General features: G+C 61.5%; 15 protein-coding genes. 9 read left to right on the forward strand and 6 right to left on the reverse strand.

Annotation, left to right across the window (positions count from 1 at the left end; translation table 11 throughout):
• Positions 1-112 precede the first annotated feature (112 nt).
• Both JQ553_RS16825 and JQ553_RS16830 read right to left on the reverse strand, forming a co-directional pair.
• Positions 113-898: a glycosyltransferase family 2 protein gene (locus JQ553_RS16825; RefSeq protein WP_249144354.1), complete on the reverse strand. Its 786-nt coding sequence runs from the start codon at positions 896-898 to the stop codon at positions 113-115.
• Complete coding sequence (locus tag JQ553_RS16830; protein WP_212501095.1) at positions 873-2,273, reverse strand: capsule biosynthesis protein; 1,401 nt, start codon at positions 2,271-2,273, stop codon at positions 873-875. Before JQ553_RS16830 ends, JQ553_RS16825 begins: the two co-directional genes overlap by 26 nt.
• A 193-nt stretch (positions 2,274-2,466) precedes the next feature.
• On the opposite strand from JQ553_RS16830, the gene pseG reads away from it, so the two are divergent.
• From pseG to JQ553_RS16875, 9 genes are all read left to right on the forward strand, one after another.
• Positions 2,467-3,552 carry a UDP-2,4-diacetamido-2,4,6-trideoxy-beta-L-altropyranose hydrolase gene (gene pseG, locus JQ553_RS16835; protein WP_212501096.1) on the forward strand — a complete coding sequence of 362 codons (1,086 nt, stop codon included), beginning with the start codon at positions 2,467-2,469 and terminating at the stop codon, positions 3,550-3,552.
• A 28-nt stretch (positions 3,553-3,580) separates the two neighbouring features.
• Positions 3,581-4,093, forward strand: coding sequence for a GNAT family N-acetyltransferase (locus JQ553_RS16840; protein ID WP_212501097.1), 513 nt, complete (start codon positions 3,581-3,583; stop codon positions 4,091-4,093).
• 54 nt (positions 4,094-4,147) lie between these two features.
• Entirely contained in the window at positions 4,148-5,257 is a 1,110-nt protein-coding gene (gene pseI, locus JQ553_RS16845; RefSeq protein ID WP_212501098.1) for a pseudaminic acid synthase, read from the forward strand.
• Entirely contained in the window at positions 5,250-6,653 is a 1,404-nt protein-coding gene (locus JQ553_RS16850; protein ID WP_212501099.1) for a surface carbohydrate biosynthesis protein, read from the forward strand. Before pseI ends, JQ553_RS16850 begins: the two co-directional genes overlap by 8 nt.
• 3 nt (positions 6,654-6,656) lie before the next feature.
• Positions 6,657-8,165: a lipopolysaccharide biosynthesis protein gene (locus JQ553_RS16855; protein ID WP_212501100.1), complete on the forward strand. Its 1,509-nt coding sequence runs from the start codon at positions 6,657-6,659 to the stop codon at positions 8,163-8,165.
• A gap of 162 nt (positions 8,166-8,327) precedes the next feature.
• The gene (locus JQ553_RS16860) at positions 8,328-9,212 is read left to right on the forward strand and encodes a hypothetical protein (RefSeq protein WP_212501101.1); all 885 of its coding nucleotides are present in this window, start codon (positions 8,328-8,330) and stop codon (positions 9,210-9,212) included.
• A 443-nt stretch (positions 9,213-9,655) separates the two neighbouring features.
• Positions 9,656-11,041, forward strand: a complete 1,386-nt coding sequence (locus tag JQ553_RS16865) for a DUF6418 domain-containing protein (RefSeq protein ID WP_212501102.1) — start codon at positions 9,656-9,658, stop codon at positions 11,039-11,041.
• Between the two features lie 10 nt (positions 11,042-11,051).
• Complete coding sequence (locus tag JQ553_RS16870; protein ID WP_212501103.1) at positions 11,052-11,903, forward strand: hypothetical protein; 852 nt, start codon at positions 11,052-11,054, stop codon at positions 11,901-11,903.
• 159 nt (positions 11,904-12,062) lie between these two features.
• Positions 12,063-13,259: an HAD-IIIA family hydrolase gene (locus JQ553_RS16875; protein WP_212501104.1), complete on the forward strand. Its 1,197-nt coding sequence runs from the start codon at positions 12,063-12,065 to the stop codon at positions 13,257-13,259.
• A gap of 5 nt (positions 13,260-13,264) precedes the next feature.
• Here JQ553_RS16875 and pseF read toward each other — a convergent pair whose 3' ends face one another.
• From pseF to JQ553_RS16895, 4 genes are read right to left on the reverse strand one after another with little or no spacing between them, the layout of a single operon-like run.
• Complete coding sequence (gene pseF, locus JQ553_RS16880; protein ID WP_212501105.1) at positions 13,265-13,954, reverse strand: pseudaminic acid cytidylyltransferase; 690 nt, start codon at positions 13,952-13,954, stop codon at positions 13,265-13,267.
• Positions 13,951-15,126, reverse strand: coding sequence for a UDP-4-amino-4,6-dideoxy-N-acetyl-beta-L-altrosamine transaminase (gene pseC / locus JQ553_RS16885; protein ID WP_212501106.1), 1,176 nt, complete (start codon positions 15,124-15,126; stop codon positions 13,951-13,953). Before pseC ends, pseF begins: the two co-directional genes overlap by 4 nt.
• A complete protein-coding gene (pseB, locus tag JQ553_RS16890; RefSeq protein ID WP_212501107.1) occupies positions 15,123-16,124 on the reverse strand; it encodes a UDP-N-acetylglucosamine 4,6-dehydratase (inverting) in 1,002 nt (333 codons plus the stop codon). The genes pseC and pseB overlap by 4 nt, the downstream gene beginning before the upstream one ends.
• 51 nt (positions 16,125-16,175) lie before the next feature.
• Complete coding sequence (locus JQ553_RS16895; RefSeq protein WP_212501108.1) at positions 16,176-17,009, reverse strand: SDR family oxidoreductase; 834 nt, start codon at positions 17,007-17,009, stop codon at positions 16,176-16,178.
• Positions 17,010-17,024 lie beyond the last annotated feature (15 nt).

A 17,024-nucleotide genomic window follows, 5' to 3' on the forward strand; every position in this document is an offset into this window, starting at 1 on the left:
ATCTAGCTGTTGAGATGATTGCTGCGCGGGCGCGGTAGGCAGGGAGTGGTATCGGCAAACGCGAGAGTTAGCCAACAGATATATCACATTAGGGTAATAAAATACCGCAACTCTAAAATTCGCGGCGTCTCAGCCAGGCCCGCGTGGCCCAATGCGCAAAGCACCAACCGGACTTCGCGAGCGAAAGGTGCTCGACATTGCGGTAGATATGCCAGACCCAGCCCGCTGAACGCAGTCGGCGGCTGGATACCGATACACCACGGACGCGGTAGCGTGCGAGGTCCTCGTTCAGCCCGCGGGCGACGTGGCCGCGTTTAAGAATACTGAGCCAGAGGCAGAAATCGTCGTACGGCTCGTCCTTCATCGCGATCTCGCCCGCCACCTCGCGATCGACCATTGCCGTCAGCGTGGCAATCGACGTGTTTTTCAAGAGTTCGCCGTAGTTAAGCTGCTCCGGCACGGTGACTAGGCGGCCGGTGACGGAACCGGCCTCGTCGATGCGGCGGTAGGCGGTGTAGGTGATCGCGGTGGGCTTTTCCTTTGCAAAGGCAATCTGGCGTTCGAGCTTGGCCGGCAGCCAAAGATCATCGCTATCGAGGAAGGCGAGGAAGCGGCCCTTCGCGTGGTCTATCGCGGCTTGGCGCGCCAGCGCCGGCCCGCCGTTGCGCGGCTGCCGGATCAGCTTGATGCGCGGATCGGCCGCGGCATGCTGCTCCACGATGGCGGTCGTCCGGTCGGTCGAACAATCGTCGGCGATCAGGAATTCCCAGTCACCGAAGGTTTGCGCCTGCACCGACGCAATAGTCTCGCCGATGAGACTTTCGACGTTCCAGGAGGGCGTGATGATGGAGACAAGCGGCATGGCCGTGGCTTCAGTTCCCCACCGGCGGCCCGGCAATCGCGGACGCAAGCGTCGCGGCAAAGACATCGAGCTGCTGCGGATTGTCGATATAGAGCTCACCGGGGACTGACCTTCGCCACGCCGTCTCGAAATAGGGCGCGGCCTCGGCCGGATCGAATGGGGGCGCGCTGAGCGCGTCGCGCAGGCGTTGCGGTACGTCCTTCAGCCTGTCCGCGGTGAAGACCAGCGGGCAGGTGCGGTAGAACGCGTCACCCATGACCAGGACGGGTTTGCCCAGCAGCACCGCTTCGGCACCGGATTTGCTGTTGACCGAGACCACGGCATCGGCGCGGGCGAGCACTGCATAATTGTTGGTCTGCGGCGGCAGCAGCACGAAATTGTCGAAGCGCCGCGCCAGCTCGAAGAAGCGGTGCGAGGAGATGGCGCCGATCTGCGCAGGATGTTCCTTTACCACGAGCAGATGCGTGTCCGGAATGGTCCGCAGCAGGAAATCGATGGTCGCGACCTGGTCGAGATACTCTGGTGAGCGCAGCGTCAGCGCCATGTCGGCGGGCACGTGCAGCGGGTAGTAGACGAATGGTGCATCCGGCATCGGGCGATAGAGTTTTTTCAACCGCGTCGCATTGAGCGCCATCGCGGCGTGAACGCGCGCGTGCCGGAGGTTGTGACCGAACTCCTGATGCTTGCCGAGCGCGTATTGGTCCCAGAGCTTTTCGGCAAGGCGCCTGGAATTGCGTAAACTGGCGACCTTCTTGAAGGCGGCCGAGTAGTGGTGCCGGTCCTTCTGCGGGATGACGATGGCGCGCTGGCTCAGCGTCTCGTCGAGATAGGCGCGCACCTCCGGTGAAACTTCACCCGCCGGCGTCGCCATCGTGTCGGGCGCAGTCAGACTGTCCGGTGTGTAGTAGAGGCGGCCGCGAAAAAATGAGGGCTCGATGAACCAGTTGCGGATGCCGCGCCTGCGCGCGGCATAGAACGCGGCGATCACCGACAGGAAGCCGCCGAGCTCCTGCACCAGCACGGCTGGCTGCGATCGCGCTGCCAGCTGATCGAGCAACTGCTCCATTGCGTTGGCATAGATCATGAAGCGGCGGCGCAGCGCGGCGCTGTCGCGGATGCCGAAGGTGAAACGCTCATGGCTGAACAGGAAGTTGCTTCCGCTCAACCCGTAATCGGCGATTCGCGCATCGAACGCCCGGCGGTCCTCGACGGGCGTTCCGCTGGCCAGTCCGCTCCGGTACATGTTGACGACAGCGATCCCTTGCGCCTGTGCCATCTCGGCGCTGCGATCGTCGAAGGCGAGCAGCCGCACGTCGCGCCCCACGCGGTGCAGTCGCTGCGCGACCGGAATCCAGAACCGCGTCTGGTATTCGGCCAGCGTCGTGATCAGAATGGCTTCGTCGGCGGGCATGCTGGGCCGAAAAGTTGCGTTGTGATGTCCTGAAATATACAGTGCTGCCGGTTCGCGCGACGGTATGTTTGGGTGTGGCGTCGCGGGCCCCGGGGGCGAGCGGCCAATAGCTCATGTTGGCGGATAGTACAACCATCGGAACGGGTCGAATTCGCGCGAACGCGCACTTTCCGAAATATTGTCGGGTCGATAAATGAGCGCCCTGCAGCGGGTCATAATTCGCGTCGACGCCTCGGTGATCATGGGAATGGGGCATCTGGCGCGCTGCATCAGCCTCGCCAATGCGCTGGCGGAAGAGGGAACGCGCTCCGTCTTCCTGATCCGCAGTCATGCTCAGCGATTGGCTGCGTTGATCGAGGCCAACGGGCATGCCGTCAATTTATTGCCCGATCCCGCAAGTCCCGCCGCGGTCACACCCTGGTTGCCGACAACATGGCAACACGACGCCGACCAGACGCTTGAGGCCATCGGCGAGATTGGTTCGGCCGAATGGCTGATCGTCGATCATTACGGCCTCGATGCTCGCTGGGAGAGCATACAGCGGACGCGGATTCCGCGCATTCTCGCGATCGACGACATTGCCGACCGTCCGCACGACTGCGATCTGCTGCTCGACCAGAATCTGGTAGCCGAGTTGGACACGCGCTATCAGGGTCTTGTGCCCGCGACCTGCAGGTTTCTGCTTGGCCCGGGCTTTGCGCTGCTTCGCGCTGAATTTGCCGAATGCCGCCGGCGACTGGGCGTGCGCCGCGGCGACGTCCGGCGCGTGCTCGTGTGCTTCGGCGGATCCGACCCCTCGAACGAAACCGCCAAGGCATTGGTCGCGATCAAGGCATTGCCTGTTGCGTCGGTTTCGGTTGACGTCGTCATTGGCGTGAGCAATCCGCATATCGAGGCGGTTTCCGCGATTTGTCGTACCCTGCCGCAGGCGACGTTACACTGCGGTGCCGACAATATGGCCGAGCTGATGCTGCAAGCCGATCTTGCGATCGGTGCGGGAGGCACCATGAATTGGGAGCGATGCTGTCTCGGATTGCCGACACTCGCGATGGACATCGCCGACAATCAGGTCGCGGCGTTGACGGCGCTCGCCAGAGCCGGCGCACTGGATTATCTGGGGAGCGCAAACTCCGTCGACAGCGGGCAAATCGCCCGCGCACTGGACGCGTTCACGTTGAATCCCTCACGGATGCGTGCCATGGGCGCGGCGGCGCTGGCCTTGGTCGACGGCGAGGGTAGCAGCCGGGTCTGCCGCGCATTGGGTTCCGCATTTCCCTAGCGTGCTGCAAATCGCAGGCGGATGCTGGTTGGACGAATTTCTCTCGATTATTCAACAAGAAAAGGCGATCCGGCATGCCCTGCACTTGTTGACTAGTGCGGGTCAGCGGCCTATTTGGAACGACCGGTTGGGCGGGGTTGGTGCAATGGATCGTTTTCGGATACGACCAGCCAGGAAGGACGACGCTCGACTGCTGTTCGAATGGCGCAACGACGAGTCGACCCGCAATATGTCAAGGAATAAGGACGTAATTGCCTGGGACGACCACGTGGCTTGGCTCGATCGACGGCTCGGGTTGGCGCAACCGAATCTTTTCATATTCGAACTTGACGAGAAGCCGGTCGCGACGTTCAGGATTGATGGCGAGGATGTATCTTATGCGGTCGCGCCGGAACATCGCAATCGCGGGATTGCAAGGCTGATGCTCAACGAGGTCAGAGCCCGGTTCGGTTGCCTCCGTGCGCACGTCTATGCTGACAACGAGCTGTCGATCAGGGTCGCTCGCAGTGCCGGCCTTGACGTCGTCATAATCGATGTCTGAGCCGATGCAAAGGCTAGGCAATGGGGCCATTGCCCTTCGTATCAGGAGCAATTGATGACGGAGACCATCTCTATTGCCGGTTGTTCGATCGGGCAATCGCATCGACCGTTCATTATTGCGGAGATGTCCGGCAATCACAATCAGTCGTTGGAACGGGCGTTAGCGATCGTCGACGCGGCAGCTGGGTCCGGTGCACATGCCCTTAAACTGCAAACCTACACCGCCGACACGATGACGCTCAACCTGGGTGAGGGTGAGTTTTTCATTGATGACCCGAACAGCCTGTGGAGGGGTACGTCGCTGTATAAGCTCTACCAGGAAGCCTATACGCCCTGGGAATGGCACAAGCCGATCTTCGAGCGCGCCCGAGCGCTTGGCATGATTCCGTTCTCGACGCCATTCGATGCGACTGCCGTTGATTTCCTCGAAGGGCTCGGCGTGCCCTGCTACAAGATCGCCTCGTTCGAGAACACAGACCTGCCATTGATCCGCAAGGTCGCGGCCACCGGCAAGCCGATGATCATTTCGACCGGTATGGCGACTGTCGCGGATATTGACGAAGCCGTCCGCGCGGCGCGAGAGGCGGGCTGCAGGGATCTGGTCCTGCTCAAATGCACGAGTACCTATCCTGCCACGCCTTCCGATACCAACCTGCTGACGATCCCGCACATGCGCGCGTTGTTTGGCTGCGAGGTCGGTTTATCGGACCACACCTTTGGCATCGGCGCAGGCGTCGCAAGCGTCGCACTGGGCGCGACTGTGATCGAGAAGCACTTCACGCTCGCCCGCGCGGATGGAGGGGTCGATTCGACGTTTTCGATGGAGCCGGCCGAGATGGCAGCCCTTGTCGTCGAGACAGAGCGTGCCTGGATGGCGTTGGGCCGGGTCCATTACGGCTTGACCGAAAAGGAGAGGAAGTCGCTGGTGTTCCGCCGCTCGTTGTACGTCGCAGACGACCTTGTTGCCGGCGACGAACTGACGGAGAAAAACCTACGGATCATCCGGCCTGGGCTCGGGCTGCCGCCGAAATATTTCGAAAGCCTGCTCGGTAAACGCGTTGGACGTGCCGTGGGCAAGGGGACGCCAATGAGCTGGGACTTACTGTCGTCGGACGAGACCGCCACGCAGATGCCTCCGGAGTTGCCGAGGAACGCTCGTGCCTGACCAACCGCATGTCTGCCTGATTGTCGACAATCCTTTGCGCGACCTCGACGGATTGGTGCTGCTCGGTCGGCAACTCGCGGCCAGGGGGACGAAGGTCACCCTCGTACCGATGTACGAGCAGGGATTTGACGTCCCGGCGCTTCGGCCCGACCTGGTGCTTGTCAACTACACACGTCCGAACAACGCCGATCTGATCAAAACCTACAAGCGCGCCGGAATCCTGGTCGGCGTGCTCGATACGGAGGGCATCGGCGGCAAGAGCGCCGATCAGTTCGCCGAGATGGTCAGGGGCGCGGGCTGTACCGAGCTTGTCGATCTCTACTGCGTCTGGGGACAGGCGCAGCATGCGGCATTTCTGAAGCACGGAACGGTGGCGCCGGAGGTGCTGCATGCGACCGGATGTCCTCGCTACGATTTCTGCGCGACGCCGTGGCGCAATGCGCTCCCGAAGCCCTCGGTTGGCTCAGGCTATGTGCTGATCAACACAAATTTTCCGACCGTTAACCCGAGATTCTCGAACAGCTCATCGCACGAAGAGCAGGCGATGGTGCAGGCGGGATTTACGCGCGAATTTGCACGCCAGTTCATCGCTGACGCTGGAAGGGCCTATCGCGCCGTCCTCGACACGGCGATCAGGCTGGCCAGGCATTTCACCGACGTCCAATTCGTGCTGCGCCCGCATCCGTTTGAAAACCTCCGTTCGTACGACAGTTTTGCCGAACTGCCCAACGCCCACGTGCTGCAGAGCGGAACGTCGCTGGAATGGATCAGCGGCGCTCGGCTGTTGATCCACCAGAACTGCTCGACCGCGATTGAGGCAACCATGCTCGATGTCGAGCCACTCAGCATGGAGTGGTTCAACACGCCGGCTTTGCGCCTGCAGGCGGCGACCTCAGTCAGCCGCAGCGCGGCGTCCGAGGCGGATCTGCTCGATCTGGTGAAGCAGGGGCTTGACGATCGTCTGCCGCCACTTGCCAATGGAACCAACGAAGCGCGACGCCATATCATCAGTGATCTCTACACCGCTGTTGACGGCGCAAGCGCATCGCGCGTCGCAGACGTCGTGCTTCGCACGATTGGCGCTGCGCGACGCAGGGTGCGGGCGGCCGCGCCCACGCCGCGACCATCGGCGCGCGGTACGGTGGCCGGCATGGTCCGGCGGACGCTGGGCTACAAGGCCGGCGCTGCGCTGCGCCGCGGCTATGGGTCTGCCGAAACTGACCGGCGCCGTGCCGGCAAGGCATTCGCGCCGGACACAGTGAATGCGGTGTTGCAGCGAATCGATGCGGCGTCTGCGGACGGTCGCAATTTTGCAGCGCAGCGCGTGACGGGCAGTTCGTGGCAAGCTGCGCGTGCAGTGAGCGGGCTGAGCATGCAACTGACGGAAGCGAACTGATCCGTGCTGCAACGCTTTCTGCAGAATACCGCCATCTCCGCCATCGCCTACGGCGTGGCCGGCGTGTTGGGCCTTCTGGCCGTCGGTGTAATCGCGCGCTCGTATGGCCTGACTGTGCTCGGCCTGATCGTACTGGTGCGTTCGTTCCTCCCAACCGGGCTGCTGTCGCTGGTCGATTTCGGCGCTTCGGAATTGGCAACCCAGGCCGTGGCGCGTGGCCGGGTCGGAGGGTGGACCGCGGCTAGCGAGAAGGTGTCGCTTCTCGCTGTCATGACCGCCGTCGTCGGATTTTTGTCGGGTGTCTTGTTATGGTTTGGCGGTCCCTTGATCGTTACCGTTTTCAACGTCGGCCCTGACCAGGCCGAGGCGTTTGTCGCGATCCTCAAGGTGACCGCAGTGCTGCTGCCGGTCGCCTTTCTCGGTCTGGTGGTGGAAGGCATATTCAAGGGGTTTGAACGCTACGGCTGGCTGCGGTTGACGGAGATCGGCAGCAATGTGGCCTACGTACTGGCGGTATACGCTCTGGTTTGGCGCGGGGCGGCGTTCGAGTGGATCGCCTATGCATACCTGGCAACGCTCGTCGCGAAGTATCTCGTGCTGGTCGTCGTGCTCTGGCCCGTCGTGTGGAACACGCCGCTGCGTTTTGCGACGTGGAGCGCAGAAAGCCGACAGGACGTCCTTCACCGGTGCTGGCTGATGTTCAACGGCCGGATTGGCGGCGCTCTGCAGCAGACGGTGATTCCGATCGCCATCGGAGCGCTCTACGGCCCCGCGGAGGTCGGCGCATACGATCTGGTCATGCGTCTGCCTCGCTTCATGAAGACGACAATGGCGCCCCTCTATTCGGCGATCCTGCCGATATCGAGTTACATTGACGAGACTACGGATACGCGCCGGATGCTGATACTTGCACGCAGCAGCTTCGTCTTACCTTCAGCTATCCTCATACCGGTGTTGGTCGTAATAGCGATCTTCTCGCGGGATATCCTGAAGATCTGGGTCGGCGCGGAGCATGCCGACCAGTGGCCATGGCTTGCGCTGGCACTGGTGTCTCCGGCGATATCAGTCATGCTGAGTTCGGGCCAGGCCGCGATGATGGTTCGCGCCGAGTTCATGCGGATCAGCAACCGACTGCTCTATCTGCAAGTCCTGATTCAGTATCTAATCACGCTGGTATTCCTGCACTGGTTCCACGAAATGGCGTTCATCATTGGCTGGGTGTTTTCTTATATCGTCGTATCGCCTTTGATCGCGCACTATGTGTTGCGAGCGATGGGATTAAACGGCGCGCTGTTCTGGGAGCAAATCGCCCGACACGCGGCCGTGGCGGGAATTCTGGCCGTGGTCGTCCTGCTGGGCAAATCGTCCATCGCAACCGACGACTTGGCGAGGCTTGTCGTGGTGGGAGGGGTCAGTTGCGCCCTTGCGTGGACATTGAGCGCATGTATTGCGTTGTCGTCCAGCGACCGGGCGATGTTCGGCCGGTTCGTGCGCGCCATGACCCCGCATTAGCGGGCCGCCCGGGGCGACTGCAGGGTTTGTAACAGTTCCAGGGTCTTTTGGCCGGTTTTCTTGCCCGTGGTGGTTGGTTTTGCTATGGCAATCCACTAGCGCGAGGGGCGCGGTGCGAGATGCCGGACTAGGCGTCTCGGCAACAAGAATCGGATGCAGCAAATGGGATTGGTGTCCAGGGCGCTTTGGCATGTAAACCGGTCGCCGCTGCGCTACGCAGTAAAGACCGGCGTAAGTGCGTGGCACCTCAACGAGAAGCGCGAGCGTCGGCGCCAGGCTCAGCTTCTCACGCTGTCTCCGGCGGAACGAGCCAGGGCCGATGACCTGAATCGCGACGGGTATGCGGTGGTTACGGAATTGATGGATCCGTCGCTCCAGACCGAATTTGCCGAGGCGGGCGTAGTCAGGCTCAAGGACATTGATGCTTCGGAAAGCAAGCAGACCTCGAACTGGAAGAAATTCTGGGTGAGGCTGCTGGACGCCGAGATGAAGGATGGCAAGTTGAGTGCCGACAACGTCTTCGTCCGCTATGCGCTGCAGCCTGCGGTGATCAATGTAATCGCTACCGCACTGGGCGAAATTCCGTGGCTCGACTATGTGCTGCTGTCCTATTCGCGCCACACGGGCGAGGAACTCGCCTCGTCGCAGCTTTGGCACCGCGATCACGACGACGTGCGGGTGATTAAGCTGTTCAGCTATCTCACCGATGTCGAGGAGGATGGCGATGGTCCTTTCACGTTCTTGCCGCGACAGTCGACGGACAAGTTCGGCTATCCGCTCCGGAGCAGCCATTTTCCCGATGAGCAGGTATTCCAGAAGGTTCCGCGCAGCGATATCAAGGTGATGAGGGCGCCGCGCCTGACCTCATTCATGGTGGACACCGCAAGATGCCTGCACATGGGCAGCCGGATGGCGCCCGGCCACGGACGGCTGCTGTATACGGCAACTTTCTTTGCATTTCCGCGCATGTATCCCGGTGGAAAGCTGCGGCCCTTCTCTGCGACGCCGGAGACGACGCCGTTGCAGAAACTGGTGATGGGGCTTTGACCAGGATGCGACGTTGCGCAACATGGTGTGCGGTCGGCCGCTGAGGAGTTTCAGTGGGATTCGAGCCCGACGTGAAGCGGGCGTCGCGATTGGATTTGTCGCGGGCATGCACCATCGCTCGGGCTTAAATATCGAGTCCGCCATCGGCATACTTGAGACTGTCCGATTCGCAGGATTTTGTCCGCCGCGCTCATACCGGGTCGATGGACTACCAAACCTGGATGTTTAAGCTGCTTGGCGCGTTGGACAAAAGCAGCCGGATTTGCGTAGTAACCCGCGAACGGATGGGATTTGGTCCGATCTAGCACAATGATGGCCTCCTGGAGGCATAAGAGCCGGGTCGTTAGGCTCAAAATCTGCAACGGGTTCGGGCCGATGCCGCTGCGGGCCCAGCGGTGGATGGGATAGCTGGATGGTGTGAGGACGGTGTGGGGGATTTATCGATGATCTTGAGCTTTCTGAGCGCCGGCTGCGTGTTGGCTGCGATGGGCTGGATTGTCTTCCGTCGGCCAGCGCTCGCATTGATTTTCCTGTTTGTCCTGTTCGCCTTCGCTTGGCGCCTTGTTTCGACGTTCTACATCGATTCGTTTGGACCGGTGGCCTCGGAGCAATTGGAGCGGTCCATCGGACCCGGTATTTCCGTCGTTCCGCTTGCGATTTCGCAGGGACTTGTCATTGCCGCGATGTTGCTTTCGTTTCATCCCCGTCGGCTGCGCGAACTTGCGTTTCGGGATCAATCGCCGGTGGCCGCATTGACACCCAGTGGTCATTTCAAGTTGTCCGATCTGGCGTATTGGGCAGCCCTGTCGTTCGTATTGGCGCTCTGGATCGAACTATTCGTCGTCGGGTCAATCCCACTGTTCGTCGCTATCGAGCGCACCGACTACCTGGCGCACTATGCTGGCCCGCTGCACCAGCGGCTGATCGAATGGGGGCCGATGCTCGCATTCCAGTTCGGTGTGTTCTTCGCTATGCCTGCGTTGCGCGCGGAATCGTTTGACCGGCGCTTCGGTGCACTGTTCGTATCATTGCTGGCTTACCTGTTCCTGGTAGGGCATCGATTTTCGTCATTCTATGCGTACAGTACGTTCTTCCTCATTCCGCTAGGCGCAGTATTGCTTCAAAAGCAAGTTCGCGGTCTTTCCGTTCGCGAACTACTTCCTGGAAGGACCTTGCGCTATTTCAGCCTCGCCGCCGGGGCGTGTGCGCTTCTGGTCGTCGTCGCCATCTCCTATTCGTACCTCGTTGTGCGCAGTGCGGATCAAGTTGGGACAAAGCTCTCTGAGCGGATCCTGGTGCAACAGGGGGAAATGTGGTGGATGACCTATGAGCGGATATTTCTGCGAGGAGATTGGGATATCGCTCTTGCATTCGACAGGCTGTTCGTCGATCCATTTGATCCGACACGAAACTCGACCATGCAGTTCCTGATGGAACTCGCATTGCCCGTCAGCCGCGCTCATTTCATCCTTGCACAGGGCGCGGCCTATACGGGGGGCTGGCCCGAGGTGTTCTTCGAATTGGGGGGGCCCGTCGGCGGGTTCGTACTGGTGGCGCTGTCCGCGGTCGCATTTTCCGAGTTTATGTTCCTGATCGTGCGTTGCTTCGTTCAGGAGCGATTTGTGACCTGCTTGTTTCTCACCCCGATACTGTTCACGCTATCGATCAACATCGTTTCGGGAATGGTCAACTCGTTCATCCAGCTAACATTTGTCGTAAAAATTGTTGCGGCAATGTTGGCGTATGTGACGGAGGAGCAGTGGCGGTCGCGGCTGCTCTCGACGGCTGTGAGGACTTCCGACTCCCTACAGGCTCCGGCAACAAGATAAGGCTCAATAGATGGACAGGCAGCCGACAATGCTTCCGGGCGATCAATACCTCGGCGGATTATTGATGTTCTTCCTCGACGCAACGCGGCGACACCTGCTCGTCATAGTCATCGGCCCGCTCGTGGCGATGCTGATCGCCTTCGCTTTCGCGAAATACCTCCCGCCGACCTATGCGGGACAGGGCAACGTACGGATGGGGCGCGTCGATGGTGCGGAGGCATTCAGCCTGCAGGCTGCCGTATCGCGGGTGAACTCCCAGGCGTTCAAGCAAAGTCTTCTGGATGCGCTCAACGCGTCCGCCGCGGAGAGCGGTCGTGTTTCGGAAGGTGCGGTGGAAAGCCTCTCCGCACGGGCCGAAACATCCGATACGATGAGTCTTGCGGCGCGAGCGGCCGCGGCGAAGGACATCCTGCGCATCGTGCAACTGACGGTAAAGCTGCTGAACGAAGAACAGGAGAGGATACAGGCGCCGCTGGTTGCGGACATCAACGCGCAGCTTGCATCGATCGATGCCAATATCGCGAGCCTGCGTGAGATGCGCGAATCGCTGTCTTCGCTCACCAAGGCTGTATCAGAATCGCAATCCGGCGACGCAGCTTCGGCGGCCCTTCGCGGGGTGTGGTTGTCGGAACTGATCTCTCGCAACGAACAACGGTTGGCCGAGGCCAGAGCCGAGCGGTACAGGCAGACGGTGCGGCTCAGTCCCCGGCAGACCTATCCAGTGCGGATTCTCGACGAGGTCGTTGTTTCGCCGACTCCCATATCACCCAGACCACTCAGGATCACCTTTTTTGCCGGCGGCATCGCTCTTGTGGCTGCCTTCATCTATGCGTTGATCAGGGAAGGAGCGCGTCGCGCCTGATGGGCCGGACGCACGCGGGCGAATTGGAAACGATGCCTTGTGCTTGCACACGGGGGGTGTCGGGATTTGCGAATCCGGTGCCACCGTGGTTAGCGTTCCGAAAGGACATTTCGCGGCGTGCCTGGCCACTGGGCCCGCGACCTGAATCGAGGAATTGCCGTGCTGAAGCAAGCCGTGGTGCTCGTGGGTGGACTCGGGACGCGGCTGGGCGAGCGGACGCACGCGGTCCCCAAACCGCTCCTGGACGTCGGCGGCAGGCCGTTCCTTGACTACCTCCTGGATGACCTCACCCGCTACGGCGCCATCGAGAGCATTCTGTTGCTTGCGGGTCACCGTGCCGAGCAGGTGGTCGGTCAATATGACGGCCGGCGCTGGCGGCGCGCGACGATTTCGGTGGTCACGGAACCCGCTCAGCTCGGCACCGGCGGTGCGCTCAAGCACGCGGCGTTCCGGTTGGCGGACAGGTTTTTCCTGCTGAACGGCGACTCTTTTTTTGACTTCAATCTGCTCGACTTGGCGGTGGAGGCGGCCAAGTCCTCCGCCACCGTGCAGATGGCGCTGAAGCGCGACCAGGCGGGCGACCGTTACGGCCGCGTTCTGCTTGAGCGCGACGTTGTGCGGAATTTTCTTCCCGCGGGCGCGCGACCAAGCGGTCCGATCAATTCCGGCGTCTATTGTGTCGATCGGCGGGTCGTCGAACTCATCGACGAAGTGCCGTGCTCGCTCGAGCAACGCGTCTTCCCGGGACTTGTCGCGCGCGGCGAGTTGCGGGCGACGCTCTATGACGGCTTCTTCATCGATATCGGAATCCCAACCGATTTTGACCGCGCCCAGGCTGAAATGCCGGCGGCGCTGCATCGACCTGCGGTGTTCTTCGATCGCGACGGCGTGCTCAACGTCGACAAGAACTACGTCCACAAGATCGAGGATTTTGACTGGATCGCAGGCGCGCGTGAGGCGATCAAGTTGTGCAACGATCGCGGCTACCTGACCTTCGTGGTGACCAACCAGGCCGGCGTGGCGCGTGGCTATTACGGGGTCGATGCGGTTCACCAGTTGCATGACTGGATGAGTTGCGAGCTCGCCGCGATCGGCGCTCATATCGAGGAATTCCAGTACTGCCCCGATCACGAGGAGGGCGTCGTGGAGGCGTTTCGCCGTCGCAGCGAGCGGCGAAAGCCTGCGCCGGGCATGATCCTCGATTGCTTCAAGGGCTGGCCGGTCCGCAAGGAGCAGAGCCTGCTTATCGGCGACAAGCCACATGATCTCGAGGCCGCGGCGGCCGCCGGGATCGCGGGACATCTGTTCGAGGGTGGTGACCTTGCGAGCTTCATCCGCCCGCTCATTCGGGCGTAGCGCGGCTACCTTCCGTTCGCTGCGCGGTACATGAACTCGGCGAGTTCCCAATCCTCCAGCGTGTCGATGTCCTGCACCAGCGCCCGCGGCAGGACCACGCCGATCGATCGGGGCGAGAACAGCGGCACGTCGTCGAGATAGGCGCGCGCGGTGCCCCAGTAGAATTGCCCGGCATCGTGATAGGCCGGCTCCAGGTCCTGGGACCGCGTCATGCGATGCTCGGGATAGAGCGCGTCGACGCGCCCGTCAGGGCCAAGCCGGACGGCGCGCTGGATCGGGAACGAGTAATCCGTCACCGAAAACGCAAACGCCGCATCGGAGGCGAAAAGGATGTCGTGACCCTGCCGGATAAAGCGCGGCTGGATCAACGGGGCGGTCGCATAGATGCAGCAGACGTGCGTGACGTCATGATTGCGCGCGATGAACCAGTCGACCGCGTGCTTGACCACAGCGTTGGTGCCGGTGAAGTCGTCGGCGATCTCCTTCGGTCGCATGAAAGGGACCGCCGCGCCGAACTGGCTGGCGACCGTGGCGATCTCGTCATCGTCGGTGGATACAACGACCTGGTCGAACAGTCCGGTTTCCAGCGCGGCTTGAATCGAATAGGCGATGATCGGCTTTCCGCAGAACTCGCGGATGTTCTTGCGGGGAATCCGCTTGCTGCCGCCTCGCGCTGGGATGACCGCGATCTTCACGCGAGGATTCTCTCCAGCGCTGCAACGACGGTGTCCTGCTCGGCATCGGTCATCCTTGAGAACAGCGGCAGCGTGATCGCGTCCTCGTAATAGCTTTCAGCCTCGGGGAACATGCCGGTCGTGAAGCCGAGGTTCCGATAGTAGGGCTGCGTGTGGACCGGAATATAGTGGACGTTGACGCCAATGCCGGCCGCACGGAGCGCGTCGAACACTTGCCGCCGGCTGAGCCTGATCTCGTTGCGGCGCAGGCGAATGACGTAGAGATGCCAGGCCGACCCGGTGTCAGGATGCTGCCAGGGGCAGGTGACCGGCAGTCTTGCCAAAAGACTGTCATAGCGCGCGGCGAGTTCGCGTCGGCGGGCGACGAATCGATCGAGCCGGGCAAGCTGGCTCGTGCCCAGCGCCGCCTGAATGTCGGTCATCCGGTAATTCAGTCCGAGTTCGATCTGCTCGTAGATCCAGGGACCGTCGCGCTCCTCATTGGACGACCGCCCGTCAGCAGGTCTTTGCGCCGGTCGGACGATGCCGTGAGTCCTCAAATAGGCGAGACGCTCCGCAAGCTTCGGGTCATTGGTGAGTGCCATGCCGCCTTCGCCAGTCGTGATGATCTTGACCGGATGAAAGCTGAAGATCGTGATATCGCCGAAATCTCCCGAGCCGACCTTGCGGCCGCGATATTCGCCGCCGACGGCATGCGAAGCATCCTCGACGATGCGGAAACCGTAGCGATCCGCGAGCGCACGGATATCGGCCATCTCGCAGGATTGCCCGGCGAAATGCACGGGCACGACGACCTTCGGCAGCCGGCCCTGCCTGTCGGCAGTCGCAAGCTTCTCCGTCAGTGCCGATATGCTCATGTTGTAAGTCCGGCGATCGATATCGACGAAGTCGACGCTGGCGCCGCAGTAGCGGGCACAATTGGCCGAAGCGACGAAGGTGTTCGGCGTCGTCCACAGCCAGTCGCCGGGACCGAGGTCAAGCGCAAGGCACGCGATGTGCAGCGCCGCCGTGGCGTTTGACGCCGCAATCGCGCTGCTGGCGGCGCAATAGGCCGCCATCGCACGTTCGAAGATCGGGCCGGCCTGTCCCTGCGTCAGCCAGTCAGAGCGCAGCACCTCGGTGACCGCGTCGATATCCTCAGGCGAGATGTCCTGGCGACCGTAGGGGATCATTGGACCGCAATTCGGTTGAATTCCCTGATCTGTGCCACGTCGAGGAAATGATCGTTGCGGCCCGAATTGTACTCGAATCCGTCCGCAACCGGCTCGCCCTGTTCGCCGATCTGGTTGGTCAGATAATCGAAGTCCCTGCGGAAGAACTTGATCGTCGGCTTGATCACGAAATGGTCGTGGAAGCGCAGCGTCAGATGCGAGTCGTCGGTCGGGCACATGATCTCGTGCAGCTTCTCGCCGGGGCGGATGCCGATCACTTTGGTTGGTAGACCAGGGGCCATCGCAGCCGCCAGATCGGGAATCCGCACCGAAGGGATCATCGGGACGAATATCTCGCCACCGGACATCCGCTCAAAGCTCCTGCAAACGAAGTCGACGCCTTGCTGCAGCGAGATCCAGAATCGCGTCATGCGCGGATCGGTGATCGGAAGATGTTCGGCGCCTTCCGCGATCAGCTTGTTGAACAGCGGCACGATCGAGCCGCGCGATCCGACGACGTTGCCATAACGCACGACACTGAACATGGTGCGATGTCCGCCGGCCATGTTGTTGGCGGCGATAAACAGCTTATCGGAGGCGAGCTTGGTCGCACCGTAGAGATTGATGGGCTGCGCGGCCTTGTCGGTCGAGAGCGCGATGACCTTCTCGACATCCGCCTCGAGCGCAGTCTGGATGACGTTCTCCGCACCGTGCACGTTGGTCTTGATGCATTCCATCGGATTGTATTCCGCCGCCGGCACCTGCTTCAGCGCGGCGGCATGAATGACGTAATCGACGCCCTTCATCGCCGTGCGCAGGCGCTCGCCGTCGCGGACGTCGCCAATGAAATAGCGCATCGAAGGCTGGTCGAACTCCTGCTGCATCTCATATTGCTTGAGCTCGTCGCGCGAATAGACGATGAGCCGGCGCGGCCTGAAATTCTTGAGGACATTGCCGACGAATTTGCGCCCGAACGATCCGGTGCCGCCAGTGATCAGAACAGACTTATCGTTAAACATGCTGGATTCTACGCCGGCTCGTATTGTTAGCATTTGGGGAATGCGGCGTGGTTACCACACGCTCCGCCCGCCGTCCACGACCATGTTCTGACCAGTCATGTAGCTCGAGGCGTCGGAACAGAGGAACTGGATCGCCGCCCGGTACTCATCGACGTGGGCCATTCTACCCATCGGGATCAGGCGGGTGAGCCTCTCGACGAATGCCGGGTCCTGGCTGTTGAAAACGCCCCCTGGGGAGATCGCGTTCACGCGCACACCCTTGTCGGCCCAATAGGTCGCGAGATATTTGGTGAGACCTATCAGGCCGTGCTTAATCACCGAATAGGTCACGGGCTTGACCGGCTGCTCCTCCTCGCGCGCGACATTGGGTTGCCGGTAGAGCCGTTGATCCGGTGCGATGACGCCGAGGTCGGAGGCGATGTTGAGGATAACGCCGCGGCCGCGACGGGCCATCTCGACACCGAACACCTGGGAGCACAACATCGCGCCAGTGAGGCCCACAGCGATTTCGGTCTGCCACTGCGGAACCGGAAACGCCTCGAAGCGCGAGGAGTGCGTCACGCCCGGCGTTGAGGTCACCTTCGGATCGATCGCGGCGTTGTTGACGAGGATGTCGACGGCGATGCCGCACCTTTCAAGGTTGTGGCTGACTGCACGGATAGAGTCCGCCGAGGTCACGTCGAGCGCGGCAGGCACCAGTTCGGCCGATGGCGTTGTCTCTCTGATCGCGCTGACGGCGGCCTCGACCTGCGCGATCCCGATGTCGGTTACGACCACGCGCGCGCCGATCTCGACCAGGGCGGCGACGTGCTGACGTCCCAACAGTCCACCGGCGCCGGTGACGAGGGCGGTGCGATCCGACAGGTCATAACGCGAGGCAGTCATGGGATAGCTCCGGTT

Source organism: Bradyrhizobium lablabi, assembly GCF_018131005.1.
Taxonomy (GTDB): Bacteria; Pseudomonadota; Alphaproteobacteria; order Rhizobiales; family Xanthobacteraceae; genus Bradyrhizobium; species Bradyrhizobium lablabi_D.

What these genes read in the sequence shown, in the direction of transcription:
- JQ553_RS16865 (WP_212501102.1), top strand. Translation starts at nt 9,656, where the DNA reads ATGATCTTGAGCTTTCTGAGCGCCGGCTGCGTGTTGGCTGCGATGGGC.
- JQ553_RS16830 (WP_212501095.1), bottom strand. Translation starts at nt 2,273, where the DNA reads ATGCCCGCCGACGAAGCCATTCTGATCACGACGCTGGCCGAATACCAG.
- JQ553_RS16870 (WP_212501103.1), top strand. Translation starts at nt 11,052, where the DNA reads ATGGACAGGCAGCCGACAATGCTTCCGGGCGATCAATACCTCGGCGGA.
- pseB (WP_212501107.1), bottom strand. Translation starts at nt 16,124, where the DNA reads ATGTTTAACGATAAGTCTGTTCTGATCACTGGCGGCACCGGATCGTTC.
- JQ553_RS16895 (WP_212501108.1), bottom strand. Translation starts at nt 17,009, where the DNA reads ATGACTGCCTCGCGTTATGACCTGTCGGATCGCACCGCCCTCGTCACC.
- JQ553_RS16860 (WP_212501101.1), top strand. Translation starts at nt 8,328, where the DNA reads ATGGGATTGGTGTCCAGGGCGCTTTGGCATGTAAACCGGTCGCCGCTG.
- pseI (WP_212501098.1), top strand. Translation starts at nt 4,148, where the DNA reads ATGACGGAGACCATCTCTATTGCCGGTTGTTCGATCGGGCAATCGCAT.
- pseG (WP_212501096.1), top strand. Translation starts at nt 2,467, where the DNA reads ATGAGCGCCCTGCAGCGGGTCATAATTCGCGTCGACGCCTCGGTGATC.
- pseC (WP_212501106.1), bottom strand. Translation starts at nt 15,126, where the DNA reads ATGATCCCCTACGGTCGCCAGGACATCTCGCCTGAGGATATCGACGCG.